This window comes from Tahibacter soli (genome assembly GCF_025717065.2).
Taxonomy (GTDB): domain Bacteria; phylum Pseudomonadota; class Gammaproteobacteria; order Xanthomonadales; family Rhodanobacteraceae; genus Tahibacter; species Tahibacter soli.
This window is the reverse complement of record NZ_JAOVZO020000003.1, coordinates 504,965-525,573: the sequence shown is the minus strand read 5'-3', so window position 1 is coordinate 525,573 and position 20,609 is coordinate 504,965. Positions and strand designations below refer to the sequence as shown.

Here is a 20,609-nt window from a genome sequence, read left to right as displayed (position 1 = left end):
AGAGGGTTGGGTGAGGGGGCGACGCCGTGCGCTGCGCCGATCTCGACGAAGTGCGATGCGTCGCCCCCTCACCCCGGCCCTCTCCCCCAAGCGAGCTTGGGGGAGAGGGAGCATCAGTCCTGCGAGCGCTTCACGGCCTTCGCCGGTTTCGCGTCGGCCTGCGCGGTCGACACGATGCGCCACAGATAAAAACTCGCGAGGCTGCGATAAGGCGCCCATGCCTCGCCGATCGCGAGCGTCTCGTCGGGCGTCGGCATCGTATCGAGTTCGCGCAGGATCTGCGCGCCCTTGCGAATGCCCAGATCGTGCACCGGCAGCACGTCGGGCCGGCCCAGGCGCGACATCAGGAGCATCTGCACGGTCCAGCGTCCGATGCCGCGCACCTGCGTCAGCGATTCCACGATCGCCTCGTCGTCGAGATAGCCGAGCCTGCGCGACGTCGGCACGACGCCGGCCTGCGCCTTCTCGGCGAGATCCTTCATCGCGGCGATCTTGTTGCGCGACACGCCGCACGCGCGCAGATCGTCGTCGGCGAGCGCGGCGATGCCGTCGGCGTCGAGCACGCCCGCGCGCGGCATGCGCGCCTCGACGCGCGCGACGATCGCGCCGGCGACGTGGCCCGACAGCTGCTGGTACAGGATCGCGCGCGCCAACGCGTCGACCGGATCGAAGCGGCGTTCGAAATCGTGTTCGAGAGGACCGATGCGGCGCATCCAGCCGCCGAGCGCGGGATCGCGACGGCGCAGGTGCCGTCGTGCGGCGGCGATGTCGAAGCCGCGGGGAATCAGAGGCATGCCGGGCGACGCACGTGGAGAAACAGGCGCCATTGTGCAACGCGGCGCGCGGAAAGTCCGCGCGCCGCGTTGCAGCGATCACGGAACGTAGTTGGTGACGTTCGGCGAAGCGGCCGTCGCGTCGGCCTGGTTGACGATCAGCGGATGGTAGTTGTTCGTCAGCCAGCGGCCGAGCTGGCTCGCGTACAACGGACTGCCGAGCACCGCGCTCTGCCCGCCCGGGATGATCTCCGACGCCGCGATCTTCGTCTGCATTTCGCCGACGAAGCGCCGAGCCGGGCCGCTGCCGAAGGTGAAGTCGTTGAGACCGCTCGCGCGCGCGTTGTGGCTCGAAGCGTCGACCGCATCGAAGCCGCCCGAACGCGCGACGCCCGGCAGGCCGGGGCCGAGATCGGCGAAGCCGTAGGGATTGGCGCCCGGCAGGTTGAACGGTCCGCCCAGCGGATGGCGGAACGTGATGCGATGCAGCTTGCCCCAGCGGTAGTCCTCCTGGTTCGTCGACTTGCCGAACGCCGGCGCGAAGTCGTCGCTCGCGAAGCGCGCGAGGCCGTCCTGCATGCTCTTGAGCAGCAGGAAATCGCGCGCGTCTTCGGGCGTCGGCGGCGTGCCGACCGACGCGGGCACGGCGAAGAAGTTCACGCCCGAAAGCCCCTTGCCGCGCAGAAGTTGAAAGTTATCCAACAGGAACTTGAGCGACGCATACGCATCGTCGCCGCCCGGCAGCGCGCTGCCGAGACCGACCTTCGTCAGCGTCGCATCGACCGTGTTCTTGATCGCCTGCCCGCGCCACACGGCGAACAGGCTCGCCGCGACGCTCGCGTCGATATCGGCCTGGGTCGGTTGCGGCAGCGACGCCGGGTTGTCGCCCGGATCGTAGCCCTGCGCGATGCCGGTCGGCGTGGCGTAGTTCCATTCCTCGATGCGCTTGACGGCCTGTTCGACCGCCGCGTCGTTCGCGAGTGCCGCAAGCGGCGCCCACGCGCCACCGGCCGTTCCGCGTTCGAGCGCGTGCACGAGATGCGGCGCGACGAGTTCGGCGTCCATCAGCTGGTTGTTGGCCTGCAGCTTCTGCATGTCGGCCGGCGTGACCTTCTGTCCGCGCGAGCGATAGTCGTCGAGCACGCGGTCGATGCGACCCATGCGATAGGCGGAGTAGTTGAAGTTGAGGTAGTACAGGCCGCCGCCCGGGCGCACCTGGTTGAGCGGGTTGTTGTCGAGCGTCGTGCCGATCGGGTCGTTGTTCGCATTCGCGACATAGCCCGACGCCGGATTCACGATGTGCGGCATTTCCGCGATCGGCAGCACTTCGAACGGCACGGCCTGGTTCGGCTGGCGGTTCGCGACCGGCAGCCAGTCGTGCTTGAGCGCGCCCGTGCCGTCGCGGATCAGCCACGGCGGAATGCCTCCGCCCGGCGCGTTGCCGGTCTGCAGGTCGGTGCGCACCGGCGCTTCGGCGCTCGTGTAGTAGGCGATGTTGCCGTCGACGTCGGCGTAGGCGAAGTTCTGCGAGCCGACGTCGAAATACGTCAGCGCGTCTTCGAACTCGGCGCGATTCTGCGAACGGTTGATGCGGCGGAACGACTCGAGTTCGAACGTCGCCCCCCAGCCCGTGTACGCGACCGACAGGCCGGTGTTGCCCGACAGCTGCACGATCGGGCCGTTGTTGCGGCGCGGAACGATCACGGTGACCGCGCCGTTCGTGTAGCCGATGGAGTTGTCGCGCGCGAGATTGTCCGCCTGGCCGTCGCCGACTTTGTTCACATAGAAATTCTGGAACACCCAGTCGACCGGCTCCTCGGCGCCGTTGCTGCGCACGATCGCGTAAGGCAGGCCGTAGGTGTTGAGTTTGAGCGTCTCCTTGAACACGTCGGTGACGTCGAGCGGATTGGTCGTCGTGCCCCAGCAGATGCGGTCGTTGCAGCCCTGGATGACGCCCGGCGCGCCGGGCACGGTGACGCCGGTCGCGTTGATCGCGGGGCTTTCGCTCACGATGTGCTGTTCGACGAACACCGACGGCAGCGCGAGCGACAGATGCGGATCGTTCGACAGGATCGCCTTGCCCGACTGCGTGAGCGAGCCCGCGACCACCCATTCGTTGCTGCCGGCGCGGTTCTCGCGCGCTTTGAGGTGCGGCGCGATCAGCGGATGGTCGGCGATCTTGTCGCGATAGGCGCGTGCGAGCTCGAGCGTTTCGGCGTCGATCGCCGGCATGCCGAATCCGCTGCCGGACTTGGCGATCTCGGGCGACTCCGCCGCGTTCTGCGCGGCGTTGGCGATCGTCACGCGATCGTCCGGCGGCGCGAAGCGATGCGTATCGCCGAAGTACAGCACCGAGCCGTCGAAACCGGCGGCCTGACCGGCCTGCTGGTAGCCGCCGACTTCGAGCGTCTGCTGGATGTCGAGGTCGAACGACAGCTGGAACGCGAGCGCCTTGCCGATTACGAGCGTGTCGACGGGCGACCACGGCTCGACCTTCGTGATTTCGAGCGCGGCGTATTCGGGCGGCAGCGCGGGCGTCGTCGACAGCCACCAGTTCACGCCGTCGGCGTAGGCCTTGAGCCAGCCGCGCGTGTCGGCGTTCGCGGCCTGCCACGTCGCCCACGCGGCGCGGCGCAGGCCGAGCGTGCGCGTCTGCACGTCGTTGGCGAGCGCGCTCTGGCCGACGAGTTCGGCGACGGTGCCGCTGGCGCCGCGGCGATTGAAGTCCATCTCGAAGAACCGGTCGCGCGCGTGCGCGACGCCTTGCAGGAACGCCAGGTCGTATTCGTTCGACGCCTTGATCAGCGGTATGCCTTCGGCGTCGTAGGCGATGCTGGCCGGCCCTTTGAGCTGCGGAATCTTGATCGGTTCGGCGGCCTGGACGGCCGCGCCAGCGAGCGCGATGCCAAGGGCCAGAGCGAGACGGCCGGAACGGCCGCGCGGAGTACACGCGTGCTGCATGATATTCCCTCCTGATTGAGCCGCTTATGTAATTGGAGTTGCGGCGTAACGGGATTCTATACCCGTACGGAAAGGAATTCGGGATAGGACGAAAGTACCGGCGAAAGCGCTTTAAACGCCGTCTTTTTGCGTGATCGGCGGCGAACGCGATTCGATAATCCGATAACGCCTTTATGCGCGTCGCAGATAATGCGCCGCGAGCGCGATCCAGCCTGCAATGAGCAGCGTGCCGCCGACCGGCGTGATCGCGCCGAACCAACGCGGCGCACCGAGCGCGAGCGCGAACAGCGATCCGCTGAAGACGATCGCGCCGGCGAGGAGCAGCGCGGCGGCGATGCGGGCGGCCTTCGCCGCGTCGCCCGCATGCAGCGCGGCGAGCGCGGCGAGCACGTGCCAGAACAGATAACTGACGGCCGTCTGCCAGATCGCGAGCGCGGCGGGGTCGAGCGTGCCGCGCAAGGCGTGCGCGCCGAAGGCGCCGAGGGCGACGGCGATGGCGCCGAGCATGGCGGCGATGGCGCCGAGCGTCTTATGTGGCGATTCGAACATGACGCGATGTCTCCCATTGCCGTCATTCCAGCGCAAGCTGGAATCCAGCCTTTGCTCTTCGGCCTACAAAGTCAGAAGCTGGATTCCAGCTTGCGCTGGAATGACGAGCAAAAAAGCGAGCAAAAAGCAGGCAGGACAAAAGCGGGCGCCGCAGGTACGGCGCCCGCCCGTGCGACTACTTCTTCTTCGCCTCGGCCTTCTTCTCTTCCAAAGGCTTGAGCAGATCGTCCACCGACTTGTCGATATTGGCGAACTTGTACTGCGGCAGCACGATCGTCCAGCCTTCGGTGCGTGCATTGATCTGCGCCACTTCGTCGCCGAGCGCCTTGAGCCGCTGTTCCTTGTCCCTGGCCGGGTCGGACACCGCGAGCGGCGGCTCCGGCTTGGCAGCGCCCTCGGCCGGCGCGGGCTTTGCGTCGAACTCGGCCTTCGCTTTCGCCTGCGCCGCGGCGATCGCGGCGTCCGCCGCGGCCGCGTCGAACGACGGCACGATGCGCGCGTAGTGCTTCTCGCCGTCCTTCCACGCCTCGATCGCGACGCTCACGCCGTCGAATGTGACAAAACTCGCCTTGTTCACTTTGCCGTCTGCGGGCGGTGCGGCCTGGGCGGCGGGCGTCACGTCTTCGAGGTTGAGCCCCGCGAGCGTCGTGCCGACGCTGTTCGCGGCGAACTCCGACGACAGCTCGCGGCCTTTCGGCACGTCGGCCACCTTGAAGTTCGCGTCGCCCTCCCCGTCCTTGTACACGCGCAGCCGCTTGCCGTCCGGACGCGTCAGGGTCACTTCCTTCACGCGCGTCGCCGGCACGTCGGCGATCGTCTTCGCCAGCCACATCGCGGTGTTCTTGTCCGGCACGAGCGCGCCGCGCGCCAGCCAGCTCTGCTTGTCGCCGGCGCGACGCACGAACGTCGCGTCGCCGCGCGTGGCGATCGAACCGACGATCAGCTGCACCGGCTTGCCGAGCCCGTCGAGCGCGACGAGCATGCCCTTCGCGCCCGCCTCGCCGACGTCGCCGACGCCGAGGTCGTCGTAGCGCTTGTCGTTCGACGTCTTGGCCTCGACGAGCTTCGCCTCGGACAGCTTGGTGAGGTACTCGCGCACCTTGCCGACGTCGGCCGCGTAGCCGCCGCGCTCCTTGACCGTCCAGCCCTTGTCGCCCTTCTCGACCGTGACGACGAGCTGGTTGCCCGCACCGGTCACGCTCAGCGATTTCACGTCGTTCAGATGATCGCGCAGTTCCGGCAGCGCGTAGGCGTCGGCCGGGCGCGTCGCTTCGCTCGCCGGCTTGCGCGCGCTGGTGATCGCCGCGGCGATCGCGATCGCGGCGAGGGCCGCCACACCGAGGCCGAGAACGGTTTTCTGGTTCATGTGATTCATGAGTGCTCCTTGCGCGTCAGGCCGCGCGCCGCTTCCATGCCGCGAAACCGAGCGCGCCGAGGACGAGCAGGATCGGGATCAGGAGGATGTTGTAGAACTTCAGCCGCGTGCCGAGCGACTCGATGTCGGCGTCGAGCCGCCGCCGCACTTCGCGCAGTTCCTTGCGGATTTCCACTTTGCGCTTCATGAACTTGTCGAGTTCGGCCTTCTGCTCGGGGCTGAGCACCATCTGCTGGTCCTGGCTCTTGGCGCTCTGCAGCTCGGTCAGCTTGCGCTCGGTCTCGGACAGTTCGCCCTGCAGCTTCTGCTCCTGCGAACGCATCGCGATGTCGGCCGAGCGCTTGAGCTCTTCGACCTTCGTGAACGGCCGCTGCGACGTCGCGCGACCGCGGATCGAGATCAGATCGGTGTCGCCGGTGAGGTTGTCCACGGCGTTGATGAAGAGATCGCCGTTGTTCGCGAACGCGGTCAGGAGGCGCTGCCCCATGAAATTCGTCGACTGTGCCCACAGTCGATCGGACAGCACGTCGGTGTCGGCGACGAGCAGGATCGCGTTCGCTTCCTTCGCCTCGGCGAGATGCCCCTCGTCCTTGCGTTCCGGGAACGCGGTCTTGAACTTGCCCTCGAGCCTGCCGGCGACGACGAACGGCGTGCCGGTCGGCGCAAAGCCGTTGAGCAGCGTCGCCGGATCGGGCATGAACTTGAGCCGGTCGGCGCCGGTGGTCGCCGAATCGGTGCTCGACTGGATCAACGGCACGAGCTTGGCGGTCGACTCCTTCGCGAGCTCGAAATAGCCCGCGCTCGATACGTTGATCGTCTCGAGATTCGCGGTGATGACGTCGTCGCGGCTGAGGTCGGCCTTGGTCAGTCCGAGGATGCCCGGATGACGCACCGGCGCGCCGTCCGGGCCGCTGATCTGCAGCGCGCGCGCGCGGTCGAGCACGACCTTGTCGCGCGCGTAGTCGACGCCCCACGCCTTGAACAGTTTCGGCAGGTCGGACGATTTGTCGGCCATCATCGCGGCTTGCGGGTTCTGCGGATCGGCGCCCGAATCGTCCAGCTCCGCGCTCGGGTCGACGAACACCATGAGATGGCCGCCGCGCAGCACGAACTGGTCGAGCGCGTACTGCGCGTCGTCGGAGAGATCCTTCGGCTGCACGACGATGAGGACGTCGATGTCCTTGTCGATCGATTTGAGCTGCGCCGCGTTCAACGCTCGCACCTCGAACAGCTGCGACAGTTCCTGGTACACGGCCCAGGGCTCGCGCATCTGGCGCGTGGCCGGATCGAAGCCGGCGGCCAGCGGCAGGCTCGACAACAGGCCGATCGCGGGTTTCTTCGTCGTGTTGAGGTCGTGCACGAGCTTGGCGATGTCGTACTCGAGGAACGCTTCCTTGTCCGGGCGGAAGAACGGAATGATCGCCTGGCCCTTGGTCGAGTTGGTGCCGGCGAGTCCGAAGAACGCCTTCTCGCCGTTCGCGTCGATCGGCACGGCCTGCAGGCCGTAGCCGGCGGCGGCGTCTTCCTCTTCGGAGAACGGCAGCGGGTCGATCACCGACAGGCGCAGGTTGCCGTTCGAACGCGCGGCCATTTCCTCGAGCAGTTCGCGCACGCGCTGGTAGTACGCGCGCAGCTGCGGCAGGTTCTGCGTCGCCTTGTCGGAATAGTACAAGTACAGGTTTACCGGCTCGTCGAGCTTGGTGAGGATGTTGCGCGTGCCTTCCGACAGCGTGTACAGCCGGTTCTGCGTGAGATCCACGCGCGCGCCGCGCAAGAGCGCGTTGCTCACGAGCAGGACGGCGACGAACAGCAGGGCGAGGATGAAGAGGGCGCTGCCGGTCAGGGTTTTGCGGTTCAATGCCATGGGAGCGCTCCTTAGTCGGCCTTCTTCAAATCGATCACGATCGCGGTCGCGTACAGCCAGGCGCCGATCGTGAGCACGAAGTAGACGATGTCGCGCAGGTCGAGCACGCCTTTGGAAATCGCGTCGAAGTGCGCGTAGAGCGACAGCCCGGAAATCGCGTCGACGACGCCCTGGGGGAGGATCGTCTGGAAGAAGCCGAGCACGAGCGGAAAGCCCGCGAGCAGCAGCAGGAAACACGCAACGACGGTCAGGATGAACGCGACCACCTGGTTGCGCGTGGCGGCCGACAGGCACGAGCCGATCGCGAGGAACGCGCCGGCCATCAGAAAGCTGCCGACGTAGCCGGTGAAGATCACACCGTTGTCGGGATCGCCGAGATAGTTGACGGTGATCCAGATCGGAAACGTCAGCGCCAGCGCGATGCCGACGAACGCCCACGCGGCGAGAAACTTCGCGAGCACGGCCTGGAACATCGTGATGGGCAGGGTGAGCAGCAGCTCGATCGTGCCGCTTTTGCGCTCCTCGGCCCACAGACGCATCGCGATCGCCGGCACGAGGAACAGGTACAGCCACGGGTGATAAATGAAGAACGCCGACAAATCCGCTTGTCCACGTTCGTAGAAGCCGCCGAAGTAGAACGTCAGCGAACCGGCGAGTATCAGGAAGATCACGATGAACACGTAGGCGACCGGCGTCGCGAAATAGCCTTTCAGTTCGCGCCGGAACACGGTGGCGATCGGATTCATGCGCGGCCTCCCTTGATCTGCGGCTGCGTGATGGTGCGGAACACTTCGTCGAGGCGGCCCGCTTCGAGCGCCAGTTCGCTGACCGTCACGTTCTGCGCCTTGAGCGCGTCGCTGACCGCGACGAAGATCGCCCGGCCCTTCTTCGGAAACGCGGTGATGCGGTGATCCTGCGGGTCGATCTCGATCGACTCGATGTCGGCCACGCGCGCGAGCGCGGCGCGCGCCTCGCCGGTGTTCGTCGCCGTGAGCGACACGGCCCCGTGGTAGCGCGAGCGCGTTTCGAGTTCGGCCGGCGTCGCGTCGGCGAGCAGCTTGCCGCCGGCGATGATCACCGCGCGCGTGCACACCGCGTGCACTTCTTCGAGGATGTGCGTGGAGATGACGATGATCTTGTCGTGCGACATCGCGTTGATCAGCGCGCGCACTTCGTGCTTCTGGTTCGGATCGAGGCCGTCGGTCGGCTCGTCGAGAATCAGCACCGGCGGATCGTGCAGGATCGCCTGTGCGAGTCCGACGCGCCGCTTGAAGCCTTTCGACAGCGTGTCGATCGGCTGCGCGAGCACGCCTTCGAGCTGCAGGCGTCCGATCACGTCGTCGAGGCGCCGCTTGCGCGCGTCGCCGGCGATGCCGCGCACGTCGGCGATGAATTCGAGGAACGCGCGCGGCGTCATTTCGCCGTAGCTCGGCGCGCCTTCCGGCAGGTAGCCGAGCGAGCGCTTCGCTTCGATCGGCTGGCTCTCGACGTCGTAGCCGCAGACCTTCGCGCCGCCGGAGGTCGGCGCGAGAAAGCCCGCGATCATCTTCATCGTGGTGGATTTGCCGGCGCCGTTCGGGCCGAGAAAGCCGAGCACCTGCCCCGGCTCGACCTTGAACGAAATGCCGTCGACGGCAGTCAGGTTGCCGTAGCGCTTCGTCAGTTGTGTGGTTTCGATCATCGTCTCTTCACCGGTACGTCTTAAGGTGCAAGCCGCTCCGCCGCGCGCGCTGCAACAGCATGCGCGGCGAGGAACGGCGACGTTTGAAACCGGCCGGATCCGCGGCCGGTGCGAGAACCCCGCCACGCGCGGCGCAAGGCGGCTGGCCTTGCGCGGGCGAACGGGAGCGCGTCGGAATGTACAGCAAAGTTAAGAATAAGTTCCCGGACTCCGGCGTTTGCGCGAACCCGGGCGTTCGGGCAAAAAAACCCCCGCGGTGCGGGGGTTTTTTCCATGCGCGTGGGGCGTCGCGTCAGTGCGCGCCGCCGGCGGCGGCGGGCACCTGTTCGGCGGCCGGCTGCGGCGGCGGTTCGTTCGCCGCGACGTTGTCGGTGATCGGCAGGAACACCTTGAACTGCTGCTCGTCCTGCGCGGTGGTCGCCGGGTCGGTCAGCAGCTGGTCGTAGTATTTGTTGACGTTGTCGTTGAACTTGTAGCCGCGCGACAGCGCGAAGGCCTTGAGCGCAAGACGCATCAGCGGCAGGCCGGCCGGGCTGCCGACCCACGTCGTCACGAGCGCCTTGCCGGCGTACGTGGTGCGCGCGCGGATGTTGCCGGCGACGATGAGGTTGCCCTTCTTGTCGAGCTCGCCGGGCTTGAGTTCCGGCGGCGGCGGCGGCGGCGCGCTGCCTTCGGCCGGCGCGATCTCCGGTTCGGGCGTGGCCGGCGGCGGCACGGCCGGTCCGATCGTGTAGTCCTTCTTGTCGATCGTCAGGGTGCCCTTGTCGATCGGCTGCACGACGTCGAAGGTGTAGTTCTCGTCGCCCCACTCGACCGTCACGACGCTGCGCGGGCCGGCGGCGGTCAGGCCGTTCTTCTTCATGTACGCCTGCATTTCTTCCATCGCCTTGGACGTGGCGAAGTCGACCTCGTCGAGCGAACGCGGCGACGTGGTCTGCACGACGAGCGCGGGCTGCGCGGCGACGTCGGCGATGAAGATGTCGGTCTGGGTGTAGTCGACGTTCGGGATCACCGCGAGCTGCGACTGCAGGCTGCCGAGGTTGGCCTGGATCTGGCGGTCCGGCGCGCCGTGCAGGTACAGGCCGGAATAGCGCGCGATCAGGTCGTTGCCGAAGTCGACGTCGTAGGCCCAGGTGACCTTGACGATACGGCCGTTCTTCTGCGGCTCGAGCGTGATCGTGTAGGCCTTGTTCGTGCCCTTCCAGTCGTTCGTGATGTTCCACACGATCTTGGAGTCGGGTTCGTTCGACACGATTTCATAGCTGCCGGTGCCGATCGATTCTTCGGCGCTGCGGAAGCCGAGCTTCGCGCCGACGCCGAAATCCGGGCCTTCCGGCGTGAACTGCGTGCGCGGGTCCATCAGGCGCAGCGCACCCCATTCCGGGAAGCGGCGGAAATTCATCAGCATGTCGTTGACGTGGCGGATGTTGTGGCTCACGTCGATCGAACGTTCGACGTGCCCGTGCGACGGCAGCAGCAGGCCGAAAACGACCGCCAGCACGAACACGATGACCGCGGCGACAATGAATTCAAGAATACGCGTCATTCCAGATGTCTCCAGGACTTACTTCTTCGCAAAGCCGGCCCGACGGACCGTCGCCGCTATCGATGGCTGAATCAGAAAGCTCGCCCGTGACGCGCACGCAGACGCGGCGCACAGGCGACGCCGAGTCGCGCATGGTACTTGCTCCGTAAGGCATTGGCTATCACTTACCACGGCCTGAACGGATCGTTATTTGGGGCGCCGCGGAACGCGACGGCGCCGACGCGGCGGCGCCAAGTGGCTGATGCGCAACCAAAACCCGCAAGGGGGCGAAAAACGTTCGTCCGCGCGGCGCCCGGGCGCCCGCGCGGGTCCGCAATCGCGGCAACGCCGGACTTTCGTCGGGGGCGCGACGCGCCCCGCCTGGAAGAAGTCGATCAGACGATGCCGAGCTCGAACGCCTTGAGCACCGCGCGGGTCCGGTCGCGCACGCCGAGCTTGGAAAGAATATTTGACACGTGATTTTTCACCGTGCCCTCGGCGACGCCGAGCGAATTGGCGATTTCCTTGTTGCTGTAGCCGCCGGCCATCAGGCGCAGGATTTCCGTCTCGCGCTCGGTCAGGGGATCGGGCCGGTCGAGGCTGACGAACTCGTTGTGCATGCGCTCGAGGCCCGACAGCAGACGCTGCGTCACCACCGGCGCGACGAGCGATCCGCCCGCGGCGACGGCCTTGACCGCGTCGACGAGCTGGTCGAGCGAGACGTCCTTGAGCAGATAGCCGCGCGCGCCGGCTTTCAGTCCGGCCAGCACGAGCTGGTCGTCGTCGAACGTCGTCAGGATGATCGTCGCCGGCAGCTGGTTGCTCTGCGACAAGGTGTTGAGCACGTCGATGCCGCTCATGCCGGGCATGCGCAGGTCGAGCAGCACGACGTCGGGCTTGGCCTGCGGAATCATCTGCACCGCCTGCGCGCCGTCGGCGGCCTCGGCGATCACGCGGATGTCGTCGGAAAGCTCGAGCAGGCTCCGGATACCCTGCCGCACCAGCGTTTGATCGTCCACCAGCAAAACCGAAATCATGTCGTCGTCTCCAGCGGCAGCCAGGCGTTCAGTGCGAACCCCTGGTCCCGTGCGGTGTTGATGTCGAGGCGACCGCCGAACTGCGCAAGACGTTCGCGCATGCCGGAAAGTCCGTTGCCCGGTTTGAGGCCTTCCGCGCCGCGACCGTCGTCGCGCGAGCGGATGACCGCTGTGCCGTCGGCCAGTTCGAAGCGCAGCCACAAGGTGTCGGCGCCCGAATGGCGAACAGTATTGGTGATGATCTCCTGCGCGCAACGCAAGAGCACCTGCGCGCGGCGCGGATCGTCGACCGAGAAGCGCGGCGGAAGTTCGAGCCGGATGTCGAGCTGCGGCACGCCCTCGATCAGCGTCTGCAGCGCCTGCGTGAGGTCGATCGCGTCGTCCTCGCGCATCTGGCTGACCACTTCGCGCACGTCGGTCAGCAAGAGCTTGGCGACCGACTGCGCCTTGCGCACGTGTTCCTGGGCCGGCTGGTGCACGAGGTGGCTCGCCACTTCAAGATTGAGGCTCAGCGCGGTGAGGTGATGGCCGACGAGATCGTGCAGCTCGCGCGCGATGCGCAGGCGCTCGGCGATGCGGCTCGATTCGGCCAGGAGCGCGCGCGTCGCGCGCAGTTCGGAGTTGAGCCGGCGCTGCTCGTCGCGCGCCTCTGCCTGCTGCTTGGCGACCACCGACGTAAAGAACGTCATCACCGAAAGGCCCAGGTACATGCTCGCCTGCAGCAGCGCCTCGGTCACCGTCCAGCCGGGAATGCTCGCGAAGCCGGGCACCAAAAGATAATTTTGCAATATCGCCCAGATCATCGCGACGCGCAGCGGCAAGATCCACGGCAAGAGGCCCGCGACGACCACCAGCAGCAGCGCCGACAGGCCGCTCTGGCTGAACCAGCCGACCGCGACGGCCGCCGCGACGACGACCGCGAGCAGCGCGATCTTCAGCGGCGACACGCGCGCGCTGCCCAGGCGGTGCGTCAGGAGCCAGTAGACGACGCCGAACACGAGGTAGCACAGCAGCCAGTAGACGAGATAGGCCGGCGGCCGCTGCCGTTCGAACATCTCGTCGAGCAGCGTGTTGTAGCGCAACAGCGGCACGCCGACGCACAGATACGTGAACAGCCCCGCGTAGCGCAGCAGGCGGATGTGGTTGAACTGGGAAATCGGCATGGCCCCGATCATAGGCGCGCCGGCGCCAAGGGCAACTGTTGAAAGTCATCCGGCGCGGGCAACGGGCGGCGGGCGCGGCGCTTACGATTCCTTAACCCGATCTGCCGCGCCGCGCAATGGCTTGAGCCCTGCCCCCGTGCGATAATCCGCCGATCGGTGGGCGCCGAACCGGGCCGCCCCGCAATACCGCTGGAGCAACGAATGGCCATCGCCATCCGCGACGTGCGCGAGCACGAGCTGGATCACGTCCTTGCATTGAATAACGCCGCCGGCCCCACGATTCTGCCGCTGGACACCGCGAAGGTCAGTCGCTTTTTCGACAATGCGGAATATTTCCGGGTCGCCGAAGTCGACGGCCACATCGCCGGCTTCCTGATCGCACTGCGCGAAAACAACGACTACGAAAGCGCGAATTTCCTCTGGTTTCGCGAACGCTATCCGGCGTTCGTGTACATCGACCGCATCGTCGTGGCCAAGCCGTACCGCGGCCTCGGCCTCGGCCGCGTGTTCTACGCCGACGCCACGAGCTACGCCGAAGTGCGCGTGCCGGTGCTCTCGTGCGAGGTGTTCCTGGAGCCGCGCGACGACGTCTCGGTGCTGTTCCACGGCACCTACGGCTTCCACGAGGTGGGGCAGCAGATCATGCCGGGCGTCGGCAAGCGCGTGAGCCTGCTGGCGAAGGATCTTCCCAGCTACGCCTATGTCCGCGACACCTACCTGAACGGCCCGACGGGGCAGCTGCCGAACCAGCCGTGGCTGGCCGAGCGCCCGCGCAGCGGCCCGCCGTCGCCGCGCCGCGCGGCAGGCGGTCAGTGACCGCATGGCCAAGGTGATGCCCGCGGCCGAGCCGGTCGGCGAACTGAAGTTCGGACAGGTCGGCATCGCCAACCTGCGCATCAAGCACCTGGACCTCGCCGCGCTCGCGCAGGAACTCGCGCACAAGGTCGACACCGCTCCGCAGCTGTTCCGCCGCGCCCCGGTCGTGCTCGACCTGTCGCATCTGCCCGCGCTGCCGCCCGTCGAAACCGTCCGCGCCGTGCTCGCGACGATCCGCGACGCGGGCATGCTGCCGGTCGGCCTCGCCTACGGCACGAGCGAGAACGAAAACCTGGCGCAGTCGCTCGATCTGCCGCTGTTCGCGAAATTCCGCGCGGCGTACGAGCCGGGCGACGCCGCGCACGCGCCGACGCCGCCGCCCGAATCGCGCGCGCCGCGCGAGGAGCGCCGTACGCCGCCTCCGCCGTCGCGCGGCACGGGCAACGCGGCCGGTCAGCACCAGTCGCAGCCGGTGCGCTCGGGACAGCAGATCTACGCGCGCGGCACCGACCTCGTCATCACCGCGATGGTCGGCAACGGCGCCGAAGTGATCGCCGACGGCTCGGTGCACGTCTACGCGCCGCTGCGCGGCAAGGTGATCGCCGGCGCGCAGGGCGACGCGACCGCGCGCATCTATTGCCAGGATTTCCAGGCCGAACTGGTGTCGATCGCCGGCCACTATCGCGTCTTCGAAGACATTCCGGCGGATCTGCGCGGCAAGCCCGTGCAGGCGTGGCTGGAGGGGGAGAAACTGCACCTGGCCAGGCTCGGCTAAGGGTGCGGAGCGTCATCAAGAGCCACACGGAGAGAGAGCATTGACTGAGTTCATCGTCGTCACTTCCGGCAAGGGCGGAGTCGGCAAAACCACCACCAGCGCGTCGATCGCGGTCGGCCTGGCCCGGCACGGCAAGAAGGTCGCGGTCATCGACTTCGACGTCGGCCTGCGCAATCTCGACCTCATCATGGGTTGCGAGCGCCGGGTCGTGTACGACTTCGTCAACGTGATCCACGCCGAATGCACGCTCAAGCAGGCGCTGATCAAGGACAAGCGCTTCGAAAATCTGCATGTGCTCGCCGCGTCGCAGACGCGCGACAAGGACGCGCTGACCAAGGACGGCGTCGAGCGCGTGCTCAACGAGTTCCGGGACGAAGGCTTCGACTACGTCGTCTGCGATTCGCCGGCCGGCATCGAAAAAGGCGCGTTCCTGGCGATGTATTTCGCCGATCGCGCGATCGTCGTGGTCAATCCCGAAGTGTCGTCGGTGCGCGACTCCGACCGCATTCTGGGCCTCCTGTCGTCCAAGACGCGCCGCGCCGAGGCCGGCGGCGATCCGGTCAAGCAGCACCTGCTGCTGACGCGCTACAACCCGGCGCGCGTGGCCAGCGGCGACATGATGAGCATCGAGGACGTCAAGGAAATTCTCGGCATCGAAGTGCTCGGCATCATTCCCGAATCGGAAGGCGTGCTCGCCGCGTCCAACGCCGGCGTGCCGGTGATTCTCGACGAGACCTCGCACGCGGGCCTCGCCTACGACGACGCGGTTGCGCGCCTGCTCGGCCAGGAACGTCCGATGCGATTCCTCGACGTACCGAAGAAGGGCATCCTGTCTCGACTGTTCGGGAGCTGAGCATGGGTATTTTCGATTTCCTGCGCGCCCGCCCGAAGAACACCGCGACGATCGCCAAGGAGCGCCTGCGCATCATCGTCGCGCAGGAGCGCAGCGCGCGCGGCAGCCCCGACTACCTGCCGCTGCTGCGCCGCGAACTGCTCGAAGTGATCCGCAAGTACGTCAACGTCGATCAGGACGCGGTGGACATCAAGGTCGAACACGAAGGCGAACACGACGTGCTCGAACTCACCGTGACGCTGCCGGACAAGAGCCAGGCGCCCGCGGCCGCCGGCGAAGTGTGAACGCGTGGGCGAGGCGCACGACGCGGCGGCGGTAACGACGCTCGCGCAGACCGATCTTGCCGCGATCGCGGCGCTGCTCGGGCGGCACGCGCTGGCGCTTCGGATCGTGCCCGACGGCGCGCCGATACCCGGCAGCTTCTGGGGCGAGCCTGAGGCCGGCATCATCGGCACGACCGTCTACGCGCGCGGCGACACGCCGGTGCACTCGCTGCTGCACGAGGCCTGTCATCTCATCGTGCTGCCGCCGGAGCGGCGCGCACTCGTGCACACCGACGCGACCGATTCGGTCGCCGAGGAGGACGCCACGTGCTATCTGCAGATCGTGCTGGCGGGTGAGCTGCCGGACGTCGGCAGCGATCGGCTGATGCGCGACATGGACGCCTGGGGCTACACCTACCGCCTCGGTTCGACGCGCGCGTGGTTCGAGCGCGACGCGGAAGACGCGCGCGCGTGGCTGGTCGAGCGAGGATTGCTTTAGGTTTTGTCCTTCGCGCGCACCGGATGAATCGGCTTCGAGCGCGAACGGGTGTAGACGAACACCGAGGCCGGCGGGATGTTCCACCACGCGAAGCCGCCGCGGCGCACGACGAGGCCGAGATCGTCGAGGATCTCGCGCCCGACCGGGCTCACCGGACCGTACGTGAACTGGATGTAGCGGCCTTCCGGCGGCAGTACCGCGAACGCGCCTTCGAGAATCTCGCGCTGCAGCGATTTGGGCATCGACAGGAGGCCCAGGCCGCTCACGATCGCGTCGACCGGGCTGTCGCCGAAGCGGTGCTCGTCGACCAGCGCCGGCAGCTGCCGCGCGTCGCCGCAGACGACGCGGACGTCCGGAAAGCGCTGGTGCAGGAACTGATGCAGTTCCGCGTTCAGTTCGACGACCATCAGCCGCTGGGGCTCGATGCCGTGTTCGAGCATTGCCTGCGTGAAGACGCCCGTACCGCCGCCGAGTTCGACCACGCGTTCGGCATCCTTCGGCAGCTCGCGCACCATCAGGCGCGCCAATTGGCGGCTCGACGGCGACAACGCCGCTACCGACAGCGGATTCTTCAACCATTGCTTGAAGAAGGTCAGCGTCGGCGACGGACCGTTCGGTCCGCGTGCGGGTTTGGCGCGGTCGTGCATGCGAGGGTCCGGCAGGAGCGGCGCCCTTTGTACCATGGCGGGCGGCGGCGGCGCGACGGCTTGACGGGCCGTGCCGTCTTGTTCTTCCTTTGACGGAGCATCCCCATGAAAACGCTCGTTATCGCGCTGCTCGCACTCGTCGCCGCCCCGGCCCGCGCGTCCGAGCGCCTGCCGTACGCGCAATGCCTGCGGCCCGACCGCGTCGGTGAGTGGTACGCGACGGGCGCCGACGGCCTCGTGCTGCGCGCCGACCGCTACTACTACCGCGTGACGATGGCCAGCGCGCAATGTCCGCGTTTCGGCAAGGGCGCGGCGCTGCATTTCCGGCTCAACAACGCGCTCGACCGCGCCTGCGGCGACGCGAACGAGGCGATCGTCGGCGACGACGGCGTGCCGTGTCCGATCGCGCGCATCGACGTCATCGACAAGGAGGCGTTCCGCGACGCGGAACGGGCCGCGCGCGACGCGAAAAAGTAAACCTCGGAAAAGAAGAACCCCGCCGCCTCAGGGGAAAGGCGGCGGGGTTCCGGTTACCGGCGGTGCCCAAGGGGAAGGGGCGAGTCCGCCGGCGTGGGACCGTTGAACCTTTAGCGGTCGTAGTACCGATCGCGGTGGCTGTAGTGGCGGTCGCGATCGTAGTAGCGGTCGTGACGGCGATGATCGCGGTGGTCGTAGCGGTCATAGCGATCGTAACGATCGTAGTAGCGGTAGACCGGCCGTTCGTAGACCACCGTGCGGTATCGCGGATACGGTCGATACGCCGGGTAGTAGACCGGTGCGTAGTACGACGAATAGCGGTACGGACCGTCGTAGTAGCCATAACCGCCCGACACCCAACCGCCCCAGTGACCACCGTGGTGGTTGGAGTAACTGACGCCGTAGCCCGGGCCGCCGATCGAGATCGAATAATGGTCGCGAGCGAAGGCGGACGGCGTCAGCGCGAACGCGACGACGGCGAAAACGGCGATGAGAAGTTTGCGAGTAGTGGCATTCATGGTCGTGGCCTGCGGAAGTTGCGAGTCCATGCTGCGGTCGCGCGGCTGAATCGCCGCTTACGGGGTCCGTCAGGCGGCGAGTTTCGTTCAGATTTGCGGACCGCTACGCCCCGGACGCGTGACGCAGTTCCCATGCGCGGTGGATTTTCGCGTCGCGCTCGAAATCGAACGGGATCGTCGCCGCGCTGATGTCGCGCACCGCGAGCGACGACAGCGCCACGGCATCGAGCTCGAAGCGCCGGTAATTGTTCGAAAAAAGGATCAGGCCGCCCGGCGCCAGCCGCCGCGCGCAGGCCAGGAGCAGGCGCACGTGGTCGCGCTGGACGTCGAAATCGTCGGCGCGCTTGGAATTGGAGAACGTCGGCGGGTCGACGAAGATGAGATCGTAGACGCCGCGATCGTGGTCGACGAACGCCTGCGCGTCCGCCTGCACGAGCCGGTGCGGCGGTCCGGCATACCCGTTCAGCGTGAGATTGCTCGACGCCCATTCGAGATACGTATTCGACAGATCGACGCTCGTCGTCGCCGCCGCGCCGCCGGCCGCGGCGTAGACGCTGACCGAACCGGTGTAGCAGAAGAGGTTCAGAAATCGCTTGCCGCGCGCGAGTTCGCGCACCCGGGCGCGCAGCGGCCGGTGATCGAGAAACAGACCGGTGTCGAGGTAGTCCCACAGGTTCACGAGAAAGCGCAGACCGCCCTCCCCGACTTCGACGAATTCGCCGCGCTGGTCCATGCGGCCGTATTTCTCGCCGCCCTTCGCGCGATAGCGCTGCTTGAGCGCGATCTTCTCGCGCGGCACGCCGAGCGTTTCGCCGGCGACGCGCACGATCTCGCGCCAGCGGGTGCGCGCGGTTTCTTCGGGAATGCTCGACGGCGCCTGGTATTCCTGGATGTGCAGATACTCGCCGTAGACGTCGATCGCGGCGGCGTATTCGGGCAGGTCGGCATCGTACAGGCGATAGCATTCGACGCCGTCGCGCTCGACGCGCTTCTTCAGGTGCTTGCGGTTCTTCTCGATGCGGTTCTTCAGCATCTGCGCGCCGGGCGACAGCGGCTTCGGCACGCGCGGCTCCGTTGGCTCTTGAACCGTAAGATCGAAATTCAACAACTGGCACTCGATCGCGCCGTTGTACAGCGCGTACTTTTTCTCGGCGCGCAGCCCGATCGCGCGGCCGAGATCGGGCTCGGACGTGATCGCGCTCGCGCGCCAGCCGGCGAACTCGCCCGCGAGCTTCTCGCCGAGTTCGCGATACAGCGGCACGAGCGCGTCGCGCTCGCCCAGGCGCTGCCCGTAGGGCGGATTGACGATGACGAGGCCCGGCCGCACGCATTCCTGCGTGCGCTTCAGATGCGACAGCGACTGCCGGCCCAGGTGCAGAAAGCCGGCCACGCCCGCGCGCTGCGCGTTGTGACGCGCCTCGTTGAGCACCGCCGGGTCCTGGTCGAAGCCGAAGAACCGCGCGTCGAGCTTCGCCAGGCCCGTCTGCGCGCGCTCGTCGACCTCGTCGCGCAGCGTCTTCCACAACGCCGCATCGTGGCCGAGCCAGCCGGCGACACCGTAGTACTCGCGCTTCCAGCCGGGGGCCACGTCGGCGGCCATCCACGCGCCTTCGACGAGCAGCGTGCCCGAGCCGCACATCGGATCGACCAGCGGGCCGCCGTCCGCGGCGATCTTCGGCCAGTGCGCGCGCACGAGCATCGCGCTCGCGAGGTTTTCCTTGAGCGACGCCTTGCCGTGTCCGTCGCGCCAGCCGCGCTGGTGCAGCGGCGCGCCGGAAAGATCGAGCGACAGCGTGCCGCGCTCGCGGCGCAGCAGCAGGTTCAGGCGCACCGCCGGCCGTTCCGTGTCGATCGCCGGCCGCTCGCCCGAGCGGCGGCGGAACTGGTCGACCACGGCGTCCTTCACGCGCTGCACCGCGTAGTGCGTGTGCGTGATGCCCTTGGTCGAACCGTTCGCGTCGACGGCGAACGTCGCGGTCTCGCCCAGGTGCGCGGAAAAATCGACCGCGGCGACGCCTTCGTACAGCGCTTCGCCGTCCGGCGCGTCGAACTGCGCGATCGGCATCAGTATCCGGCTGGCCAGGCGCGACCAGAGCAGCGCGCGATAAGCGACGGCGAGATCGCCGGCGAAATGCACGCCGGCCAGGGCTTCGCGCGCGTCGCTCGCGCCGAGCGCGGCGAGTTCGTCGCGCAACAGGTATTCGAGCCCTTTCGGGCAGGTGGCGAAAAAATTCACGTCTGTTCGATATCCGGCAGCGAAGCGAGATCGGGCTCGGCTTCGACGGCGCGCAGGAACGCGCGGAAATGGTCGCCGATCAGCTCGAGGTGATCGGCCAGGCGATGCGTATCGGCCAGCATCAGGAGATTGGCGCGGCGCTGGCGCGCGAACGTCACGACCTCGGACGCGGGGCACAGCTCGTCGCTCCAGCCGTGCACGATCCACGTCGGCACGCGCGAGGCGTCGAACGCGCCGTAGCCGGGGATCTCCAACGGCAGCGCGAGCAGGAACAGCGCGTCGATCGTCGTTTCGAGCGACGCGAGACCCGACACGAACGAACCCATGCTCGAACCGGCGAACACCGTGCGCTCGCCGGGCCGCACCTTGTGGCGCAGGCGTGCGATGCGCGGCGCGACGCAGGCGACCATGCCGCGCGCGTCGAGATCGCGATAGTCCGGCCGGCTCGCGCGCCAGCCGCAGCTTTCGGCGACCTGCGCGAGCGCCGACACTTTCGTCGCGTCCGGGCCGCTGTCGGAGCCGTGCGAGAGGATGACGTGGCCTTTCATGGGGGTTTCCGCGAGGCGAAGCGGGCGCATGCTAGCGCGTTGGCAGCGC

General features: G+C 67.3%; 20 protein-coding genes. 6 read left to right on the top strand and 14 right to left on the bottom strand.

What is annotated here, in order from left to right; genetic code table 11:
- Positions 1-113 precede the first annotated feature (113 nt).
- From OD750_RS04820 to OD750_RS04775, 10 genes are all read right to left on the bottom strand, one after another.
- Positions 114-794: a DNA-3-methyladenine glycosylase family protein gene (locus OD750_RS04820; RefSeq protein ID WP_263543134.1), complete on the bottom strand. Its 681-nt coding sequence runs from the start codon at positions 792-794 to the stop codon at positions 114-116.
- Between the two features lie 78 nt (positions 795-872).
- Positions 873-3,734 (bottom strand): penicillin acylase family protein, encoded by a 2,862-nt coding sequence (locus OD750_RS04815; protein WP_263543133.1) that lies wholly within the window; start codon positions 3,732-3,734, stop codon positions 873-875.
- Positions 3,735-3,905: 171 nt separating this feature from the next.
- Positions 3,906-4,283, bottom strand: coding sequence for a DUF423 domain-containing protein (locus tag OD750_RS04810; RefSeq protein WP_263543132.1), 378 nt, complete (start codon positions 4,281-4,283; stop codon positions 3,906-3,908).
- A gap of 175 nt (positions 4,284-4,458) precedes the next feature.
- On the bottom strand, positions 4,459-5,658 hold the full coding sequence (locus tag OD750_RS04805; protein ID WP_263543131.1) for a DUF4340 domain-containing protein: 1,200 nt from the start codon (positions 5,656-5,658) through the stop codon (positions 4,459-4,461).
- A gap of 16 nt (positions 5,659-5,674) precedes the next feature.
- Complete coding sequence (locus OD750_RS04800) at positions 5,675-7,522, bottom strand: Gldg family protein (protein ID WP_263543130.1); 1,848 nt, start codon at positions 7,520-7,522, stop codon at positions 5,675-5,677.
- Positions 7,523-7,533: 11 nt separating this feature from the next.
- The gene (locus tag OD750_RS04795; protein WP_263543129.1) at positions 7,534-8,268 is read right to left on the bottom strand and encodes an ABC transporter permease; all 735 of its coding nucleotides are present in this window, start codon (positions 8,266-8,268) and stop codon (positions 7,534-7,536) included.
- Positions 8,265-9,203: an ABC transporter ATP-binding protein gene (locus OD750_RS04790; RefSeq protein WP_263543128.1), complete on the bottom strand. Its 939-nt coding sequence runs from the start codon at positions 9,201-9,203 to the stop codon at positions 8,265-8,267. Before OD750_RS04790 ends, OD750_RS04795 begins: the two co-directional genes overlap by 4 nt.
- A 292-nt stretch (positions 9,204-9,495) precedes the next feature.
- Complete coding sequence (locus OD750_RS04785) at positions 9,496-10,749, bottom strand: SRPBCC family protein (protein WP_263543127.1); 1,254 nt, start codon at positions 10,747-10,749, stop codon at positions 9,496-9,498.
- 374 nt (positions 10,750-11,123) lie between these two features.
- The gene (locus OD750_RS04780; protein WP_263543126.1) at positions 11,124-11,765 is read right to left on the bottom strand and encodes a response regulator; all 642 of its coding nucleotides are present in this window, start codon (positions 11,763-11,765) and stop codon (positions 11,124-11,126) included.
- Positions 11,762-12,928, bottom strand: coding sequence for a sensor histidine kinase (locus tag OD750_RS04775; protein WP_263543125.1), 1,167 nt, complete (start codon positions 12,926-12,928; stop codon positions 11,762-11,764). The genes OD750_RS04780 and OD750_RS04775 overlap by 4 nt, the downstream gene beginning before the upstream one ends.
- Before the next feature lie 201 nt (positions 12,929-13,129).
- Between OD750_RS04775 and OD750_RS04770 the strand changes: the two genes are divergently transcribed.
- The 5 genes from OD750_RS04770 (at position 13,130) to OD750_RS04750 (ending at position 16,134) form a co-directional block, all read left to right on the top strand.
- Positions 13,130-13,744: a GNAT family N-acetyltransferase gene (locus OD750_RS04770; RefSeq protein ID WP_263543124.1), complete on the top strand. Its 615-nt coding sequence runs from the start codon at positions 13,130-13,132 to the stop codon at positions 13,742-13,744.
- Between the two features lie 4 nt (positions 13,745-13,748).
- Positions 13,749-14,519, top strand: a complete 771-nt coding sequence (gene minC / locus OD750_RS04765) for a septum site-determining protein MinC (protein ID WP_263543123.1) — start codon at positions 13,749-13,751, stop codon at positions 14,517-14,519.
- Between the two features lie 40 nt (positions 14,520-14,559).
- A complete protein-coding gene (gene minD, locus OD750_RS04760) occupies positions 14,560-15,372 on the top strand; it encodes a septum site-determining protein MinD (protein WP_263543122.1) in 813 nt (270 codons plus the stop codon).
- A 2-nt stretch (positions 15,373-15,374) separates the two neighbouring features.
- Entirely contained in the window at positions 15,375-15,656 is a 282-nt protein-coding gene (gene minE, locus OD750_RS04755; protein WP_263543121.1) for a cell division topological specificity factor MinE, read from the top strand.
- Between the two features lie 64 nt (positions 15,657-15,720).
- Positions 15,721-16,134, top strand: coding sequence for a hypothetical protein (locus OD750_RS04750; RefSeq protein WP_263543515.1), 414 nt, complete (start codon positions 15,721-15,723; stop codon positions 16,132-16,134).
- Here the strand turns inward: OD750_RS04750 and OD750_RS04745 are convergent.
- A complete protein-coding gene (locus OD750_RS04745) occupies positions 16,131-16,781 on the bottom strand; it encodes a class I SAM-dependent methyltransferase (RefSeq protein ID WP_263543120.1) in 651 nt (216 codons plus the stop codon). The genes OD750_RS04750 and OD750_RS04745 overlap by 4 nt on opposite strands.
- A gap of 105 nt (positions 16,782-16,886) precedes the next feature.
- On the opposite strand from OD750_RS04745, the gene OD750_RS04740 reads away from it, so the two are divergent.
- Positions 16,887-17,258, top strand: coding sequence for a DUF6491 family protein (locus OD750_RS04740; protein WP_263543119.1), 372 nt, complete (start codon positions 16,887-16,889; stop codon positions 17,256-17,258).
- Between the two features lie 110 nt (positions 17,259-17,368).
- Here OD750_RS04740 and OD750_RS04735 read toward each other — a convergent pair whose 3' ends face one another.
- The 3 genes from OD750_RS04735 to OD750_RS04725 all read right to left on the bottom strand — a co-directional run bounded on the left by OD750_RS04735 (position 17,369) and on the right by OD750_RS04725 (position 20,560).
- On the bottom strand, positions 17,369-17,776 hold the full coding sequence (locus OD750_RS04735; protein WP_263543118.1) for a hypothetical protein: 408 nt from the start codon (positions 17,774-17,776) through the stop codon (positions 17,369-17,371).
- 103 nt (positions 17,777-17,879) lie between these two features.
- Positions 17,880-20,012: a bifunctional 23S rRNA (guanine(2069)-N(7))-methyltransferase RlmK/23S rRNA (guanine(2445)-N(2))-methyltransferase RlmL gene (gene rlmKL, locus OD750_RS04730; RefSeq protein ID WP_263543117.1), complete on the bottom strand. Its 2,133-nt coding sequence runs from the start codon at positions 20,010-20,012 to the stop codon at positions 17,880-17,882.
- Positions 20,009-20,560 (bottom strand): alpha/beta hydrolase, encoded by a 552-nt coding sequence (locus tag OD750_RS04725; protein ID WP_263543116.1) that lies wholly within the window; start codon positions 20,558-20,560, stop codon positions 20,009-20,011. Before OD750_RS04725 ends, rlmKL begins: the two co-directional genes overlap by 4 nt.
- Between the last annotated feature and the right edge of the window lie 49 nt (positions 20,561-20,609).